Source organism: Exiguobacterium sp. s6 (genome assembly GCF_018618155.1).
Taxonomy (GTDB): Bacteria; Bacillota; Bacilli; order Exiguobacteriales; family Exiguobacteriaceae; genus Exiguobacterium; species Exiguobacterium mexicanum_A.
The window spans coordinates 194,847-212,585 of sequence record NZ_JACSLN010000003.1 but is presented as its reverse complement, the minus strand read 5'-3'; the positions used below and the strand labels follow the sequence as shown (position 1 = coordinate 212,585).

Sequence of the window (17,739 nt, the reverse complement as noted above, 5' to 3'; positions counted from 1 at the left end):
AGACGATGAGGTAGATAGGTCATGGGTGGAAGCACGGCGACGTGTGGAGCTGAATGATACTAATCGGTCGAGGCTTTGATCTAGTCTAACGGTTTGAGTGAATTGATGAGTCTTCAGTTTTGAGAGAACGATCTCTCTTGTCTGGTGGCGATGGCGAAGTGGTCACACCCGTTCCCATGCCGAACACGGAAGTTAAGCACTTCAGCGCCGAAAGTAGTTGGGGGTCTCCCCCTGTGAGGATAGGACGTCGCCAGGCAAACGGTGGTTCTGGAGCATTCGCTCAAGGGCCGCCGCTTTTTTTATTTATATCGCGATTCAAATGAAAGAGAGGAAGAACAGATGGCCAAAAAAATCAAAGTATACGTCGAGCCAAACGAGACAATCGATGAGTGTTTAAATCGAATTGCTCAAATGGGGTATCGCCCGGTACGTAGGATTGAGAAGCCTGTCTTTGAACAAACGGGAACCAAAGACGAACCTGTACATTCCCATCAGTCGATTTTATTTGAGTGCGTTGCTCTCCAACCATAATGCCAAACCGTCACGAATGAGTGGCGGTTTTTTTGTGTTTTAATGAGCCTAAAGACGAACGATAAATATTCAGACAATTAAATTGTTCGCTGTTTGTTGACATGTTTTGAATGAACAAGGTACGATAGGCGTGTGAGTTAAGAACAAATTAAATAGTGCTCCATATAATCGCGAGGAAATGGCTCGCAAGTTTCTACCTGATCGCCGACTCTGATCAGACTATGGGGTATAGTCGACATTTTTTTGTCGTGGTCTATACCCTAAACTGGTTATTCGGTTTAGGGATTTCTTTTTTTAAGGGGGACATTTAAGTGAAGGCAACAGTAGGTGTGATCATGGGTAGTTCTTCCGATTGGGAAACAATGAGCCATGCTTGTGAGATCCTTGAAGAGTTGAGTATTCCATATGAAAAACAAGTTGTCTCGGCGCATCGGACGCCGGACTTAATGTTCGACTACGCTGAGGAAGCTCGGGCAAGGGGCATACAGGTCATTATCGCAGGAGCGGGAGGCGCAGCTCACTTACCAGGTATGGTCGCTGCAAAGACCACATTACCCGTCATCGGGGTACCAGTACAATCGAAGGCGTTAAACGGACTTGATTCATTGCTCTCGATTGTTCAAATGCCTGCAGGTGTACCGGTCGCAACCGTCGCCATCGGTCGAGCTGGGGCGACGAACGCAGGTCTTCTCGCGGCGCAAATCTTGAGCCTCCAATCTTCTGAATTGATTGAACGTCTCGAGGTTTACCGCCAAGTGAAACGAGATATGGCACTCAAAGCGACAGAGGAGCTGATTTGATGAGAATCGGAATTTTAGGCGGAGGCCAGCTAGGTCGGATGATGTCACTCAGCGCGAGTGCTATGGGATACGAAACGCTAAGTCTTGATCCAAACCCAAACGCACCGGCCGCTCAAGTCGCGCCAAGCATCGTGGCTACATTTGACGACGTAACAGCAGCTCGTGAACTCGCTCAGCGTTCAGACGTCATCACATACGAATTCGAAAATATCGACACAGCGATGATTGAAGCTATCGCTGACAAGTGTCCGCAAGGGATGGATGTCTTAAAGGCGACACAGCATCGGCTCTATGAGAAGCAAATGATTGAAGGTGCGGGCCTTCACGTCGCTCCATATGTTCCAGTTCGTTCCCTCCGAGACGTCACCCGAGCAAGAGACGTGTTAGGCCTCCCATTCGTCATCAAGACGTGCCGATTCGGATATGACGGAAAAGGCCAAACGGTCTTGCGGACGGAGCAAGATGTTCGCACATTTACGGATCAGTTCGAAGAGACGGAGTACGTGGCCGAAGCTTGGCTGCCTTTTAAAAAAGAAATTTCGGTCATCGTAACGAGAGGGGCTCACGCGACGACAACGTTCCCGATCAGCGAGAATATTCATCATCAAAATATTTTACACTTATCGATAGTGCCGGCACGAGTGGAACAAGACATTTTGGAAGAGGCTCGGCATTTGGCCCTTCAACTCGCTGACCACATCGGATTGATTGGAACGCTTGCGGTTGAACTGTTCATCATGGAAGATGGTTCCTTGTATGTGAATGAACTTGCTCCCCGTCCCCACAATTCAGGGCATTACACGATTGACGCCTGTGAGACGTCCCAGTTCGAGCAACATGTACGGGCAATCACTGGTATGAAGCTCGGTCGTACGACACTCCACACCCCGGTCGTGATGGTTAACCTGTTAGGCGAACATATGAATGAGCTGAATCCGCAAACGTTACCGTCGAATGTTAAACTACATTTGTATGGAAAAGAAGCAGCGAAGACTGGTCGGAAGATGGGGCACTTGAACGTGCTCGCCGATTCCGTCGAAGAAGCGCTTCAGACCATCGAACAATTGGCAATCTGGAAGGAGACCGTTTTATGATTTCACGTTATACCCGTCCCGAGATGGCGGCGATTTGGACAGACCAAAACAAATTTGAGGCATGGCTTCAAGTAGAACTTTACGCATGTGAGGCGTGGAGCGAGCTAGGCGTCATTCCAAAAGAAGATGTCGCGGTCCTGTGGGACAAAGCATCGTTTGATGTCGAACGCATCTTGGAGATCGAGCAAGAGACGCGCCATGACGTCATCGCCTTCACGCGTGCCGTCTCAGAGACGCTTGGAGAAGAGAAGAAGTGGGTGCATTACGGACTGACTTCGACAGACGTCGTCGATACGGCCTTATCGTACTTGATTAAGCAAGCAAACGATATTTTAGAAGCTGACATCGACCGCTTCATCGAGATCCTCGCTGAGAAAGCGAAAGCACATAAGTATGACATCATGATGGGCCGTACACACGGTGTTCACGCAGAACCGACGACGTTCGGATTGAAACTCGCCCTTTGGTACGAAGAAATGAAGCGCAACAAGAAGCGGTTCATGGCAGCCCGTGAGACGATTGAGTTCGGCAAGATGAGTGGTGCGGTCGGCACGTTCGCAAACATCGATCCGTTCATCGAGTCGTATGTATGTGACAAATTAGGGATTCAAGCGGCACCGATTTCGACACAGACGTTACAACGTGACCGTCACGCCGAGTACATGTCGACACTTGCTTTAATCGCCACATCGATCGAGAAGATGGCGACAGAGATTCGCGGCCTCCAAAAGACAGAGACACGTGAGGTCGAAGAATTCTTCGCCAAAGGTCAGAAAGGGTCGTCAGCGATGCCGCATAAACGTAACCCGATCGGTTCAGAGAACATGACCGGCCTGGCCCGTGTCATTCGCGGTCATATGGTGACGGCGTATGAGAACGTTCCCCTCTGGCATGAACGTGACATCTCACACTCATCAGCAGAACGGATCATTCTTCCGGATGCGACGAGTCTCCTCAACTACATGTTGAACCGCTTTGGCAATATCGTGAAGAACTTGACGGTCTTCCCGGACAATATGCGCCGGAACATGGACCGGACGTTTGGCATTATCTTCTCCCAACGCATCTTGCTCGCATTGATTGAAAAAGGATGGTCGCGCGAAGCCGCGTATGATGCCGTTCAACCGAAGGCGATGCAAGCATGGGAAGAAGAGACGATGTTCCGCACCTTGATTGAACAAGACGCCGAGATGGGCGCACTCTTCACGAGTGACGAGCTCGACGACCTATTCGACCCGAGCCATCACGTGCGCCGTGTCGATGTCATTTTTGAACGCTGTGGTTTGTGATCGTTGAGGGGCGTCATGCCCCTCTCACTTTTAAGGGGGACGATACAGATGGAAGCAATTTACGAAGGTAAGGCAAAAGCGTTATTCGAGACAGAAGAACAGGGTGTGCTCCGCGTCTATTATAAAGACGACGCGACAGCATTTAACGGGGAGAAGAAAGAATCAATCGCCGGCAAAGGCGTGTTAAACAATGCTATCACGACGCGCTTGTTCGAACTCATGCACGATAACAAGATTCCGACGCATTTCATTAAGCGACTATCGGATCGCGAGCAGCTCGTGCGCCGTGTCGACATCATTCCGCTTGAGGTCGTCGTTCGCAACATCGCCGCCGGAAGCCTTGCGAAACGACTCGGTTGGGAAGAAGGGACACCGCTCCTGTCACCAATCGTCGAGTTCTACTATAAAGATGACGCACTCGGAGATCCACTCTTAACAGAGGACCATATCCGTTTACTGCAAGTCGCCACACACAAAGAAGTCGAAACATTGCGACAACTTGGGCTGTGGGTCAACGATGTGTTACTTGACTTCTTCAACGAACACGGCATCGATTTGATCGACTTCAAACTCGAGTTTGGTAAAGTCGACGGTACGATCATCCTCGCCGATGAGATTTCGCCGGACACGTGCCGACTCTGGGACAAAGAGACGAAACAAAAGCTCGATAAAGATGTTTTCCGCAGAGACCTCGGATCTCTGACAGATACGTATAGCCAGTTGTTAACACGCATAGGGGGAATGAACTGATGAAAAAAGTAAACGTGTACGTGACATTACGTGAAAGTGTACTCGATCCACAAGGCGTCGCCGTCAAAGGCGGACTCGAACATCTCGGCTTTACAGGCGTTGAATCAGTACGCATCGGGAAAGTCATCGAGCTTCAAGTCGCCGATGAGACGACCGAAGCGATGGTCCGTGACATGTGTGAGAAGTTGCTCGTCAACACGGTCATCGAGAACTATCGGATCGAGATGGGGGTACTCGCATGAAATTCGCTGTCATCGTCTTCCCGGGATCAAACTGTGACCTCGACATGTATCACGCTGTAAAAGATGTCCTCGGCGAAGAAGCGGACTATGTGTTCCATACGGAAACGTCGCTTGACGGTTACGACGGTGTGCTCCTGCCAGGCGGATTCTCATATGGGGATTACTTGCGCTGCGGCGCCATCGCCCAGTTCTCACCGATTATGAGTGAAGTCAAACGGTTCGCAGAAGAAGGGCGTCCGGTACTCGGCGTCTGCAACGGTTTCCAAGTGCTCGTCGAAGCTGGACTCCTACCGGGCGTATTGATGCGTAACCGTGATTTGAAGTTCATGTGCAAGACGGTCGAATTGAAAGTCGAGACGAACGAGACGATGTTCACGAACGATTATGCACTCGGGGAAACAATCCAAGTCCCAATCGCGCACGGGGAAGGCAACTACTACTGTGACGAGGCGACGCTTGAGACGCTTCGTAGCAATGGGCAAATCGCCTTCACATATACCGACAACCCGAATGGATCGGTCGCGAATATTGCAGGGATCACGAACGTACAAGGCAACGTACTCGGAATGATGCCGCACCCGGAGCGAGCGGTCGAAGTATTGCTCGGCGGGGAAGACGGCAAACGATTATTCACTTCGATGGTGAAATGGGGGACTCGACATGCTACTTACAACTGAACCGACAGCAACACACATCCGTGAAGAGCGACTTTACGCCACGATGGGATTGACCGATGAGGAATACGCGCTCGTCGTCTCACTGCTCGGTCGTGAGCCGAACTACACCGAGATTGGGTTATTCTCGGTCATGTGGTCTGAACACTGTTCGTACAAAAACTCGAAGCCTGTCCTCCGGAAATTCCCGACAACCGGGAAACATGTCCTTCAAGGACCTGGGGAAGGTGCTGGCATCGTCGATATCGGCGATGGCCAGGCCGTCGCTTTCAAAATTGAGAGCCATAACCATCCGTCGGCGATTGAGCCGTACCAAGGTGCGGCGACAGGTGTCGGCGGGATTATCCGCGACATCTTCTCGATGGGCGCGCGACCGGTCGCACTCCTTAACTCGCTCCGCTTCGGAGATTTGAACGAATCACGTGTGAAACATCTCTTCGGTCATGTCGTCTCCGGCATCGCCGGGTACGGCAACTGTGTCGGTATCCCGACGGTCGGTGGGGAAGTCGCGTTCGACCCGGCCTATGCGGGTAACCCGCTCGTCAACGCGATGTGTGTCGGGCTCATTCGCCATGAAGACATTCAAAAAGGGATTGCCGAAGGTGTCGGCAACTCAGTGATGTATGTCGGGGCGACGACAGGACGCGACGGCATTCACGGAGCGACGTTCGCCTCGGAAGAACTCGGTGAGGACGCGGACGAGAAACGCCCGGCCGTCCAAGTCGGTGACCCGTTCATGGAGAAACTGTTGATTGAGGCGTGCTTGGAAGTCATCAAGCACCCGGCCCTCGTCGGCATCCAGGACATGGGAGCAGCCGGTCTCACGTCGTCTTCGGCCGAGATGGCATCGAAGGCAGGCATGGGCATCGAGATGAACCTCGACCTCGTCCCACAACGCGAGGCTAACATGACGCCTTACGAGATGATGTTGTCCGAGTCACAAGAGCGGATGCTCCTCGTCGTCAAGGCAGGACATGAAGATGAGATCGAAGCGATTGTCACGAAGTGGGGACTTCATGCGATCAAAGTCGGTGAAGTCATCGAAGACAAAGTGCTCCGTCTGCTCCATCACGGGGAAGTCGCGGCCGAAGTACCAGTCGACGCGCTCGCAGAAGACGCACCGGTTTACCATAAGCCGTCAAAAGTACCGGCATACTATGAGACGTTCCAAGCGATGGCACCGGTCCAACCGGTCGTCACGGACGTCCTCTCGACATGGAAAGACGTGCTCGCCATGCCGACAATCGCTTCGAAACGCTGGGTGTATGAGCAATACGACCATATGGTCCAAACGTCGACCGTCGTCGCCCCAGGAAGTGATGCGGCCGTCATCCGCATTCGCGACACAGACAAAGCACTCGCGATGACGACGGACTGCAACGCCAAGTACGTGTACCTAGACCCACGTGTCGGTGGTGCGATTGCGGTCGCAGAGGCAGCGCGCAACATCGTCGCCAGCGGTGCCACACCACTCGCCCTCACCGACTGCTTGAACTTCGGTAGCCCGGACAAACCAGAAGGCTTCTGGCAGCTCGACCAAGCTGTCGAAGGGATGGCCGAAGCGTGCCGTGCCCTCGATACACCGGTCATCGGCGGAAACGTCTCGCTTTACAATGAGTCGAACGGGACGGCGATTTATCCGACGCCGGTCGTCGGCATGGTCGGCTTGATCGACAAGCCGGAACATATCACGACGTCGTTCGCGAAAGCAGCAGGCGACATCATCTTCCTACTCGGGGAGACGAAACCAGAATTCGGCGGTAGTGCGCTCCAAATGCTGCAAGACGGTAAAGTGAGCGGACAGGCGCCGATGCTTGACCTCGAGACAGAGAGCCGTCAGCAACAAGTATTGCTTACGGCGATTCGGGAAGGTCTTGTCACAGCGGCTCACGACGTATCGGAAGGTGGACTGGCCGCGGCACTTCCTGAGCTCGTGTTCGGCACGGGCTTCGGCGCAGATGTCACAGTCGACGCAGATCTCGTGACGACACTTTTCAGCGAATCACAGTCACGGTTCCTCGTCACAGTCGCGCCACATCAGGCTGATGCGTTCGCGAAGTTGACGAAGGCGACACGCATCGGACAGGTGACAGACACGCCACAATTGACGGTCCGTGCGAGCGACCGCCTCATCGAAATGGACGTCACGGAACTTGAACGGGTATGGGAAGGAGCTATTCCATGTTATATGACATCCGAGGCATGAACGAGGAGTGCGGGGTATTCGGGGTTTTTAATCACCACGAAGCGTCACACCTCGCCTACTACGGCCTCCACAGCCTGCAACACCGGGGACAAGAAGGGACAGGCATCGTCACGGCTGACGGCGAGCGTTTGCACGCCAAACGCGGACTTGGCCTCGTCGCTGAAGTGTTCGATGAACCGTCGCTCGACGCATTGACCGGGCATCACGCCATCGGTCACGTCCGTTATTCGACGGCAGGCGGCAACACGCTCGAGAACGTCCAACCGCTCCACTTCAAGTCGCTTACGGGCGACTTGGCGATGGCGCATAACGGTAACCTCGTCAACGCCAACGAATTGAAACATATGCTCGAAGCGGGAGGTGCCATCTTTCAGACGACATCTGACACGGAAGTCGTCGCCCACTTGATTAAACGAAGCCGCGGCAACTCGATGAAAGAGCGGATTGCAGATAGCTTGGCCCGTCTCGTCGGCGCGTTCGCCTTCCTCTTCTTGACGGAAGACGCGCTCTACGTCGGTGTCGACGTTCACGGCTTGCGCCCGCTCTCGCTCGGCCAGACCGAGGACGGAGCCTACGTGTTCGCCTCAGAGACATGTGCGTTCGACGTCGTGGGGGCGACGTACGTACGCGATGTCGAGCCAGGGGAACTGTTGATGATCACGCAAGACGGGATCGTGTCGGAGCGGTACAGCGAGGCATCGGTCCGCGCGATGTGTTCCATGGAATACATCTACTTCTCGCGCCCGGACTCAATCATCGATGGCGTCAACGTGCACACCGCCCGTAAGGCGATGGGGAAGAAGATGTTCGACGAGGCACCGGTCGAAGCGGACGTCGTCACCGGCGTCCCGGACTCGAGCATCTCGGCGGCCATCGGTTACGCTGAGGCGAGCGGAATCCCGTACGAGATGGGACTCATCAAAAACCGCTATGTCGGCCGGACGTTTATTCAGCCGTCGCAAGAACTACGGGAGCGCGGTGTCAAGATGAAGCTGTCAGCGCTTCGAGGCGTCGTGAACGGAAAACGGGTTATCATGGTCGACGATTCGATCGTCCGCGGTACGACGAGCAGACGCATCGTCAAGTTGCTCCGTGAAGCCGGGGCGACCGAGGTGCATGTTCGCATCACGTCACCACCAATCAAGCATCCGTGCTATTACGGCATCGATACATCATCAAAGGAAGAGTTGATTGCGGCCACCAAATCCATCGAAGAGATTAAAGAAGAGATTGGGGCCGATTCACTGGCGTTCCTCACATTGGACGGAACGGTCGAAGCGATCGACCGGCCGTTCGAAGGGAACTTGCGCGGGCAGTGTGCCGCTTGCTTCACCGGACTTTATCCAACTGAACTGGCGGAACTTGTAACAGAGACAAAAGCTTGAGGGGGACTGACGATGAGTTTAAGATATGAACAAGCGGGTGTGAATTTAGAAGCAGGCTATGAAGCAGTATCACGCATGAAGCGTCACGTTGCACGGACGATGCGTCCAGAAGTGATGACCGGGCTCGGCAGTTTTGGGGCGATGATCGACCTCGGCTCGATGCAGTTGAAACATCCGATTCTCGTCAGCGGAACGGATGGAGTCGGCACGAAACTCAAACTCGCGTTCGCGCTCGACCAACATGATACGATTGGAATTGACTGTGTGGCGATGTGTGTCAACGACTGTCTCGTCCACGGGGCCGAACCGCTTTATTTCTTAGACTATATCGCGACCGGCAAGGCAGAACCGGCCAAACTCGAGCGCATCGTCGCAGGGGTCGCCGAAGGTTGCGTCCAAGCGGGCTGTGCCCTCGTCGGAGGCGAGACGGCCGAGATGCCGGGTATGTATCCGGACGGCGAGTACGATATCGCTGGATTCGCCGTCGGTGTCGTCGAGAAGGAAGCACTCATCGATGGCCGGACGATCGAAGCGGGGGACATCGTCCTAGGTTTAGCATCATCCGGTGTCCATTCGAACGGATTCTCGCTCGTCCGCCATATCGTCGAGTCGCAAGGCCTTGCCTACACCGACGAGATCGCCATGCTCGATACGACGCTCGGGAACGCCCTTTTGTTGCCGACGCGCATCTATTCCGAGGCGGCGAAAGCGGCCATCGCGACGGGGCGTGTCCAAGGCATGGCCCATATCACGGGCGGCGGTTTTTACGAGAACGTGCCACGCATGCTGCCGGAAGGTCTCGGTGTCACGTTCGACGCCTCGAATTGGCCGAGTCTGCCCGTGTTCGACTGGCTCGAGCAAGTCGGGCACGTCTCGAAACAAGAGATGTTCAACGTATTCAATATGGGCATCGGCTTCATGATCACGGTCCGGCCTGAAGATGTCGAAGCCGTCGAAGCCGCACTCGAACGCGCTGGAGAGACGTCGCACCGTATCGGGAAAGTTGATGCCAAACCGGGCGTCCGCATCATGGGGGTCGACCAGTGAAAAAATTTGCCATCTTCGCCTCCGGGTCCGGTAGCAACGCCGAAGCGATTTGGCAAGCCATCGACCGAGGCGACTTGTCAGGGGAATGTGTCCTGCTCGTCACGGACAAACCAGAAGCGAAAGTACTCGAGCGGGCGGATCGGTTCAACATCGCGAGCTTCTCGTTCGAACCGAAGGCATATGCGTCAAAAGCGGAATTCGAACAAGAGATTCTCGTCTTGTTACAGACGCTCGGCGCCGACTATATCGTCTTGGCCGGGTATATGCGGTTGATTGGGGACGTATTGCTGTCAGCATATCCGAACCATATTATCAACATCCATCCGTCGCTCTTACCGGCGTTCCCTGGAAAAGACGCCATCGGTCAGGCGCTCGCGGCGAACGTGCCGACGAGCGGTGTCACCGTCCATTACGTCGATGCCGGGATGGATACGGGGCCGATGATTGCCCAAAAAGAAGTCGCCATCGCAGGCTGTGATGCTATGGAAGCGGCAAGACGCATCCAAGCGGTCGAGCATCAGCTCTATCCGCACGTACTACAACAAGTGTTTATCCAACAGGAGGTTTTCAAGTGAGAGCATTACTGAGTGTGTCAGATAAAACAGGAATCGTCGAGCTCGCGCAGGCGTTGCATGAAGCGGGCATCGAACTCATTTCGACAGGCGGGACGGAAGCGGCGCTCATCGCGGCCGGTCTTCCCGTAAAAAATATCTCGGAAGTGACATCGTTCCCAGAGATGCTCGATGGTCGCGTGAAGACGCTCCATCCGCTCGTACATGGCGGACTTCTCGGACGCCGCGACTTAGATTCGCACGTCGAACAGATGAAAGACCACGACATTGAGCCAATCGACTATGTCGTCGTCAACTTGTACCCGTTCAAAGAAACGATTGCGAAAGAGAACGCGACGTATGATGAAGCGATTGAGAATATCGATATCGGTGGACCGAGCATGCTCCGTTCGGCCGCGAAAAACCATGCCAGCGTGACGGTCGTCGTTGACCCGGCCGACTACGGTCATGTGGCCGAAGCGGTTCGTGCCGGCGGGACGACGTTCGAAACACGTCAACGTCTTGCCACAAAAGCGTTCCGTCACACGGCGGCGTATGACGCCTTGATTGCCGACTATTTAGGGCAGCAGATCGGCGAGACGTTCCCGGAACAGCTCACGGTCACGTATGAGAAAGTACAAGACCTCCGTTACGGGGAAAACCCGCACCAGCAGGCAGCGTTTTATAAGACGCCGCTCTATCACGGGATGACGCTCGCGAACGCGAAGCAGCTCCATGGGAAAGAACTCTCATATAACAATATCCAAGATACGAATGCGGCGCTCGAGGCGCTCAGTGAATTGACGGAGCCGGCAGCGGTCGTCGTCAAACATATGAACCCGTGCGGTGTCGCTGTCGGACAGACGATCAGCCAAGCGTTCTCAAGAGCCCATGCGGCCGATCCGGTCTCGATTTTTGGGGGCATCGTCGCCTTGAACCGTGAAGTCGATGTGGAAACGGCAGAGGCCCTCCGTAACATCTTCCTAGAAATCATTATCGCGCCATCCTTTAGCGAGGCAGCACTTGACCGATTGAAAGAGAAAAAGAATCTTCGGTTATTGACGCTCGATATGGGCCAGATGACAGGGATGCGCTTGACAGCCGTCGCGGGCGGTCTCCTCGTACAAGATGGGGACGACGTCACACTCGATGATGCGTCATGCCAAATTGTGACGGACCGTCGTCCGACGGCGTCTGAATGGGAAGACTTGAAACTTGCGTGGCGTGTCGTTAAGCACGTGAAATCAAACGCCATCGTCGTCGCCAAAGATGAGACGACGATCGGCATCGGTGCGGGACAGATGAACCGCGTCGGCGCGGCGAAAATCGCTTTCGAACAAGCGGGTGAACGTGCTCAAGGGGCCGCTCTCGGTAGCGATGCGTTCTTCCCGATGGGCGATACGGTCGAAGCCGCAGCCGCAGCCGGGATCACGGCCATCATTCAACCAGGCGGATCAATTCGTGACGAGGAGTCGATTGAAGCGGCGAACCGTCACGGCATCACGATGGTGTTCACGTCAGTTCGACACTTCAAACATTGAGAGGAGCGATAAGATGAACGTACTCGTCATTGGACGCGGCGGGCGTGAGCACGCGCTCGCTTGGAAGTTGAGACAAGACGGACATGAGGTGTTCGTCGCTCCGGGTAATCTTAATATGGGCGACGTGACGTGTGTACCAATCGAAGAGACAGATGTCTCTGGCCTTGTCGAGTTTGCGAAACGCGAGGCGATTGACTGGACGATCGTTGGTCCAGAGTCGGCCCTCATGGCCGGTGTCGTCGATGTGTTTCAAGCTCATGGACAAAAAATCTTTGGACCGACGAAGGCGGCGGCGTTGCTTGAAGGCAGTAAAGCGTTCGCGAAAGAAGTGATGCGTGAAGCCAATATCCCGACCGCAGGGTACGACACGTTCACCGACGCCGAGTCAGCGCTCCGACAGATCGATCAACTCGAAGCGCCGCTCGTCGTCAAAGCGGACGGACTCGCCGCCGGTAAAGGGGTGACCGTCGCGTTCACACTTGAAGAGGCGAGAGCAGCCATCCATGACATTTTCGATACCGATAAGTTTGGGGACCAATCACGTGTCGTCATCGAAGAATTTTTGGATGGAGAAGAGTTCTCGCTCATGGCGTTCGTGTCAGGGGAGCACGTTATCCCGATGATCACGTCACAAGATCATAAGCGTGCCTATGACGGAGACGCAGGACCGAATACGGGCGGCATGGGCGCCTACAGTCCGATGCCCCACTTAGATGATGCTGTGTATCAAGAGGCGGTCGAACGTGTGCTCTTCCCGCTGGCGCGGACGATGGTCGAGCGGGGCACACCGTTCGAAGGGTTCTTGTATGCGGGCCTCATCTTGACGGCGGATGGCCCGAAAGTGATCGAGTTCAACGCTCGATTTGGCGATCCCGAGACCGAGGTCATTCTTCCTAACTTTGCATCTCCTCTCCTCGGCGTCATCGAGGCGGTCGTGGACCAAAAACCGTATCCGATTGAATGGGTAGAAGGCTATACGATTGGAGTCGTCGTCGCGGCAGAAGGCTATCCTGATCGAGCGACGACCGGGCAGGTACTGTCAGGCTTCGGTGACTTGCCAGACGATGTGCTCGTGTTCCATGCGGGGACGACCCGGGACGGGACCCACATCATCGGTAACGGAGGGCGATTGTTCGTCCTCACGTCGACGAAACCGACGTTGCTTGAAGCGAAGACGGCCGTCTATACGGCACTCGAACAACTTGATTTGCCACAGACGTTTTACCGACGTGATATCGGAGGGCGGGCGTTGGCTCAGATTTTTTAAAGGATGGGTCAACCCGTCCTTTTTTTCATGCGAAAAGAAGGGAATCCGTACTTCCTGCTCTACAATAATGGAGTAGATTGAAGGAAGAAGGTGGTCGACGTGCGCATTCGGACGAAGCTCATGATTGCGGTGGCCGTGAATATAATTGTGTTTGTCGGTGTCATCTTTTTTGGGGTACGACCATATTTCATCGAGAAAAGCATGGAGCAAGATCGTCAAACAGTCGAGAGTCAAATCGCGAGCGTATCTGAGACGCTCGCCAATCGGAAGAGCACACTCGAGCGCACACTCATCGACTGGGCTGTCTGGAATGATACGTACACGTTCGTGCAGCGACGAAATGCCGCTTATATCCAAAGTAACATCAGTGAACAGTCGCTCGAGAACTTGAGCGTCAACGCTATCGTCTATTTGGACAACGAGGGGGAAGCTTTCTACTCGGCGTTTCGTTCGACAGCCATGTCATTGTCGAAAGACGACCAACAAGCGATCATCCGGGCGGTTACCTCTCGCTTGACCAATCGGAGCGATGCACAGAACGGCGTATACGCCAGTGATTTTGGCCCGACGTTATATGTCAGTCATCCGATTCTACGAAGTGACAGTAGTGGACCACGCCAAGGAACGCTCATCATGCTCGAGTTCGTCGATTCGACGGTCATGGCAGATATAAGTGCCCAAACGAAGATACCCTTGACGATTCAGCCGGTTCGTCGAGAAGAGACGGCCATCAAGAGCGGGACGGATGGGACCGATGTGGTGATCCCACTCGACACGGTGTTTCAGCAATCCGATTATGAAGTCGGGTTCACCGTCGCGCAAACGCACTACGAAAATACGGTCACGATGTTGCGGCTCGGCATGCTCGCGCTCGTCATCCTCGGGTTCGGTCTGTTCTTCTCTTTGTTATGGACGATTCACCGGGTCGTGATTCGGCGGCTGATGGAGATCGTGAGTGAGTTGAAGATCATCACACTCGAGCGGGACAGCCGACTCCGCCTCAGTCGGGACGCGCACAGCCACGACGAAATCGAACAGATGGCGACGAGTATGAACGAGGTGCTCGCGGCACTCGAAGATACGCGCGCCGAAGTGATCGACCGGGCGTTCCGAGACGCATTGACGCTTCTTCCGAACCGGCTCGCGCTAGAAGATTATTTCTCGACATTGCGTGGAAAGCAGGAACGGATCGGAGTGCTCGGATTGGATTTGGATGACTTCCGCCGGATCAACGATCAATACGGACATCGGACGGGTGATTCTGTTCTCATCTATCTCGCCTCACGGCTCAACTTCTATAAAGAAGACGGGTTCGTCGCTCGCATCGGTGCCGATGAGTTCATGCTCGTCCATCCGGGCTGGACACTTGACCAGCTCCAACCGGTCGCCCGGCACTTGACGAAAGACTTGAAGGACTGGGCCCATGTCAACGGTGTGAAAGGGATGGCGGCGACAATCGGCATCGATGTGTTCACCTATGCCGAGCCGCAACACACGTATGAGGTCATGATGGGGCGGCTCGACGTGGTCATTCACGAGGCGAAACTGTCAGGGAAGAACCGTGTCTTGACGTTCCAAGAAATCGAGGACGGGAGCCATTATTTACAGACGCTCGAGATGGAACGCGATTTGCGCCATGCCCTCGAACATGATGAGTTTGAACTGTATTATCAGCCGATCGTATCGCCACGGCCGTTTGCAGTACGGGGAGTCGAGGCGCTCATTCGCTGGAATCATCCGGGCAAAGGTCAGATTTCCCCTGGCCTGTTCATCCCGGTCGCCGAGCAGCTCGGCCTTATCTCGGACTTGGGACGCTGGGTGCTCGTACAGGCGGTCACGGAGATGAAGGATCATGTGGAACGACACCACTTGTTCCTTTCGATCAACGTATCGAAACGCCAAATCGCCGACGGGTCGTTTTTAGCTTCATTGGAACACGTGCTGACCGAAACGGGATTTGACCCTCATCGCCTTCATGTCGAAATCACCGAGAGTGAGGTCGGCGGGAATCTGTATGAGCTTCAGCAGTTCATTCACGCGCTCAAAGCGATCGGCGTCAAAATCTCGCTCGATGACTTTGGTGTCGGGACATCGTCGCTCTCGTTCTTGCAGTCGCTTCAACTCGATATTATTAAAATCGATCAAAACTTTGTCAAAGGGATTCCCGAGAACACGTTCGACCGGGCATTGCTCGAAGGGTTATATCAAACGTTCCATACACTCGGTCTCGATATCGTCACGGAAGGTGTGGAGCGTCCCGAGCAGCTCGCGTTCGTGCTCGAACATAGCAGTTCGCTCATCCAAGGTTACCATTACAGCAAACCGGTTCCGCTGGCACAACTTGAGCATTACTTGAAGAAAACGGTCACGATGTATGACTGGTGAAGACACTTCCTGCGGGAGGTGTCTTTATTTGTGTGAATTTCATGTGAATTCCGTTACAATTAGCAACATAACTTGCGACCCTTTCATAGAAAAGGTAAACTTGAAACAGATGAAAGAAAACGCTTACAAAATTATTGTCTGATAATAATGGCGAGGCGATTAAGGGAGGATTGGGTTCGATGCCAACAAAACGATCGGCGCGGGCACCGTGGTCTAAAGCGATGATTCGGTCACAACTAGAAGTCGTGAGCCAAGTCAGGCCACCTTCGCTCGTATTGACGAATGCCACGTACTTGAACATGTACGTGAAGCAGTGGAAACAAGCAAATATTTGGATCGAGCATGACCGGATCGTCTATGTCGGGCCAGATGTACCGAAAGCGGCCGTCGAGACGGTGGACGTATCCGGAAAATATATCGTGCCTGGTTATATCGAGCCACATGCGCATCCATTCCAACTTTATAATCCGGCGACGCTGTCGAAGTATGCAGGCGAGCGGGGGACGACGACGCTCGTGAATGACAACATGCTTCTTTTTTTACAAAATAAGGAGCAAGCGTTTGCGCAACTCGATGCGATCCAACAGCTTCCGACGAGCACATATTGGTGGGCGCGTCTCGATACACAGACCGAGCTCGACCGGGACAGTGTCCTTGTCGATTCCGAGCGGATTCACGACTGGTTCAATCATCCGGACGTCATCATGGCCGGTGAATTGACGGCATGGCCGCGCACGTTGAAAGGCGATGACGAGATGTTGCAGTGGATGCTCGACGCGGAGACGTGCGGGCTCCCGGTCGAAGGGCATTTCCCGGGTGCCTCGGCGAAGACGTTGACGAAGATGGCGCTGATGGGTGTTCACAGCGACCATGAAGCGATGACGGCCGAAGAAGCGCTCTGCCGGCTCGAACACGGCTATACGACGACACTCCGTCATTCTTCGATTCGTCCTGACCTTCCGGGACTCATCCGTGGCCTGCTCGACGCCGGACTCGAGGCGTTCGATCATGTGATGGTCACGACAGACGGGTCGACGCCAGGATTTTATCAAGACGGGCTGCAAGACGCGCTTATCAAGATCATGATTGAGGCCGGATTGCCGCCGATTGAGGCGTACCGCATCGTGTCATTGAACGTGGCGCGACACTTTGGGCTCGATCACGTCCTCGGTTCGATTGCGCCGGGACGCATCGCCCATCTCAATATTCTTGATGCGATCGACGAGCCGCGCCCGTCCGCCGTCATCGCCAAAGGACAATGGATTTACCGGGACGGGGCATCGTTGTTCCCGAACGAGCTCGTCGATGCGGCGCTCGCGCTCATGCCGTCGACGGACGTCGACATCGAACTGACGCCGAACGATCTGTCGTTCAGCATGCCTGTCGGGCTCGACATGGTCAACTCGGTCATCATGAAACTGTTCAAAATCTCGCACGACACCGGTCAAGACGAATTGCCGCGTGACGGGGACGAGTCGTTCCTCATGTTGCTTGATAAAGAAGGAAAGTGGCGCCTCAACACGGTACTGAAAGGATTTGCCAACGACTTTGGCGGGCTCGTCAGCTCGTATTCGATTAGTGGCGACTACTTGATCTTAGGGAAATGTAAACAAGACATGCTGACGGCGTTCGAACGGATGAAACAGCTCGGCGGCGGCATCGTCCTCGTCGACCGTGGTGAGATTATCGCGGAAATTCCGCTCCCGCTCTGTGGCATGACGTCGAAGGAGCCGATTGAACAGTTGATCGTCCAAGAAGAAGTGTTGCGGTCCGAACTGCTCACGCGCGGGTATAAGTTTGAAGACCCGATCTATACGCTCTTGTTCTTGGCGTCGACGCACTTGCCATATGTGCGGGCCACACCGCTCGGAATTTACGAAGTGATGAAGAAACAAATACTATTTCCGGCGATTTTACGATGAACAGTTGAGTCCGAGCCGGTCGTGCTTTAGAATGATAAAGAAGTACGATGGAGAG

At 54.3% G+C, this 17,739-nt stretch carries 15 protein-coding genes, 2 rRNA genes and 1 riboswitch; all 17 genes read left to right on the top strand.

The genetic code is table 11. From position 1 onward, the window contains the following. Positions 1-83 (top strand): 23S ribosomal RNA (locus KNP75_RS13790); the annotation flags it as partial. Between the two features lie 57 nt (positions 84-140). Continuing rightward, a 5S ribosomal RNA gene (gene rrf, locus KNP75_RS13785) occupies positions 141-256 on the top strand. 83 nt (positions 257-339) lie between these two features. After that, positions 340-531 (top strand): NETI motif-containing protein, encoded by a 192-nt coding sequence (locus tag KNP75_RS13780; protein ID WP_215190656.1) that lies wholly within the window; start codon positions 340-342, stop codon positions 529-531. A gap of 140 nt (positions 532-671) precedes the next feature. Next, positions 672-773, top strand: a riboswitch (purine riboswitch). Positions 774-842: 69 nt separating this feature from the next. Continuing rightward, positions 843-1,331: a 5-(carboxyamino)imidazole ribonucleotide mutase gene (purE, locus tag KNP75_RS13775; protein ID WP_152567786.1), complete on the top strand. Its 489-nt coding sequence runs from the start codon at positions 843-845 to the stop codon at positions 1,329-1,331. Further along, the gene (purK, locus tag KNP75_RS13770; protein WP_215190655.1) at positions 1,331-2,425 is read left to right on the top strand and encodes a 5-(carboxyamino)imidazole ribonucleotide synthase; all 1,095 of its coding nucleotides are present in this window, start codon (positions 1,331-1,333) and stop codon (positions 2,423-2,425) included. The genes purE and purK overlap by 1 nt, the downstream gene beginning before the upstream one ends. Beyond that, a complete protein-coding gene (gene purB / locus KNP75_RS13765) occupies positions 2,422-3,714 on the top strand; it encodes an adenylosuccinate lyase (RefSeq protein WP_128123959.1) in 1,293 nt (430 codons plus the stop codon). The genes purK and purB overlap by 4 nt, the downstream gene beginning before the upstream one ends. A 48-nt stretch (positions 3,715-3,762) precedes the next feature. Continuing rightward, positions 3,763-4,464: a phosphoribosylaminoimidazolesuccinocarboxamide synthase gene (gene purC / locus KNP75_RS13760; RefSeq protein WP_214797640.1), complete on the top strand. Its 702-nt coding sequence runs from the start codon at positions 3,763-3,765 to the stop codon at positions 4,462-4,464. Continuing rightward, on the top strand, positions 4,464-4,706 hold the full coding sequence (gene purS, locus KNP75_RS13755) for a phosphoribosylformylglycinamidine synthase subunit PurS (RefSeq protein ID WP_021065194.1): 243 nt from the start codon (positions 4,464-4,466) through the stop codon (positions 4,704-4,706). Before purC ends, purS begins: the two co-directional genes overlap by 1 nt. Next, positions 4,703-5,383 carry a phosphoribosylformylglycinamidine synthase subunit PurQ gene (purQ, locus tag KNP75_RS13750; RefSeq protein WP_215190654.1) on the top strand — a complete coding sequence of 227 codons (681 nt, stop codon included), beginning with the start codon at positions 4,703-4,705 and terminating at the stop codon, positions 5,381-5,383. The genes purS and purQ overlap by 4 nt, the downstream gene beginning before the upstream one ends. After that, complete coding sequence (gene purL, locus KNP75_RS13745) at positions 5,367-7,586, top strand: phosphoribosylformylglycinamidine synthase subunit PurL (protein ID WP_215190653.1); 2,220 nt, start codon at positions 5,367-5,369, stop codon at positions 7,584-7,586. The genes purQ and purL overlap by 17 nt, the downstream gene beginning before the upstream one ends. After that, entirely contained in the window at positions 7,562-8,971 is a 1,410-nt protein-coding gene (purF, locus tag KNP75_RS13740; RefSeq protein WP_215190652.1) for an amidophosphoribosyltransferase, read from the top strand. Before purL ends, purF begins: the two co-directional genes overlap by 25 nt. Positions 8,972-8,983: 12 nt before the next feature. Beyond that, positions 8,984-10,018: a phosphoribosylformylglycinamidine cyclo-ligase gene (gene purM, locus KNP75_RS13735; RefSeq protein ID WP_034781315.1), complete on the top strand. Its 1,035-nt coding sequence runs from the start codon at positions 8,984-8,986 to the stop codon at positions 10,016-10,018. Continuing rightward, a complete protein-coding gene (gene purN / locus KNP75_RS13730) occupies positions 10,015-10,593 on the top strand; it encodes a phosphoribosylglycinamide formyltransferase (RefSeq protein WP_215190651.1) in 579 nt (192 codons plus the stop codon). Before purM ends, purN begins: the two co-directional genes overlap by 4 nt. Further along, the gene (gene purH / locus KNP75_RS13725) at positions 10,590-12,110 is read left to right on the top strand and encodes a bifunctional phosphoribosylaminoimidazolecarboxamide formyltransferase/IMP cyclohydrolase (RefSeq protein ID WP_215190650.1); all 1,521 of its coding nucleotides are present in this window, start codon (positions 10,590-10,592) and stop codon (positions 12,108-12,110) included. Before purN ends, purH begins: the two co-directional genes overlap by 4 nt. A 13-nt stretch (positions 12,111-12,123) precedes the next feature. Beyond that, a complete protein-coding gene (purD, locus tag KNP75_RS13720; protein WP_215190649.1) occupies positions 12,124-13,377 on the top strand; it encodes a phosphoribosylamine--glycine ligase in 1,254 nt (417 codons plus the stop codon). Between the two features lie 99 nt (positions 13,378-13,476). Further along, positions 13,477-15,762 (top strand): putative bifunctional diguanylate cyclase/phosphodiesterase, encoded by a 2,286-nt coding sequence (locus KNP75_RS13715; RefSeq protein ID WP_353049037.1) that lies wholly within the window; start codon positions 13,477-13,479, stop codon positions 15,760-15,762. Positions 15,763-15,941: 179 nt separating this feature from the next. After that, the gene (locus KNP75_RS13710) at positions 15,942-17,684 is read left to right on the top strand and encodes an adenine deaminase C-terminal domain-containing protein (RefSeq protein ID WP_214754297.1); all 1,743 of its coding nucleotides are present in this window, start codon (positions 15,942-15,944) and stop codon (positions 17,682-17,684) included. Positions 17,685-17,739: the final 55 nt, after the last annotated feature.

Coding starts and splice junctions, on each gene's coding strand:
- KNP75_RS13780 (WP_215190656.1), top strand. CDS start 340: ATGGCCAAAAAAATCAAAGTATACGTCGAGCCAAACGAGACAATCGAT.
- purK (WP_215190655.1), top strand. CDS start 1,331: ATGAGAATCGGAATTTTAGGCGGAGGCCAGCTAGGTCGGATGATGTCA.
- purB (WP_128123959.1), top strand. CDS start 2,422: ATGATTTCACGTTATACCCGTCCCGAGATGGCGGCGATTTGGACAGAC.
- purC (WP_214797640.1), top strand. CDS start 3,763: ATGGAAGCAATTTACGAAGGTAAGGCAAAAGCGTTATTCGAGACAGAA.
- purS (WP_021065194.1), top strand. CDS start 4,464: ATGAAAAAAGTAAACGTGTACGTGACATTACGTGAAAGTGTACTCGAT.
- purQ (WP_215190654.1), top strand. CDS start 4,703: ATGAAATTCGCTGTCATCGTCTTCCCGGGATCAAACTGTGACCTCGAC.
- purL (WP_215190653.1), top strand. CDS start 5,367: ATGCTACTTACAACTGAACCGACAGCAACACACATCCGTGAAGAGCGA.
- purF (WP_215190652.1), top strand. CDS start 7,562: ATGTTATATGACATCCGAGGCATGAACGAGGAGTGCGGGGTATTCGGG.
- purM (WP_034781315.1), top strand. CDS start 8,984: ATGAGTTTAAGATATGAACAAGCGGGTGTGAATTTAGAAGCAGGCTAT.
- purD (WP_215190649.1), top strand. CDS start 12,124: ATGAACGTACTCGTCATTGGACGCGGCGGGCGTGAGCACGCGCTCGCT.
- KNP75_RS13710 (WP_214754297.1), top strand. CDS start 15,942: ATGCCAACAAAACGATCGGCGCGGGCACCGTGGTCTAAAGCGATGATT.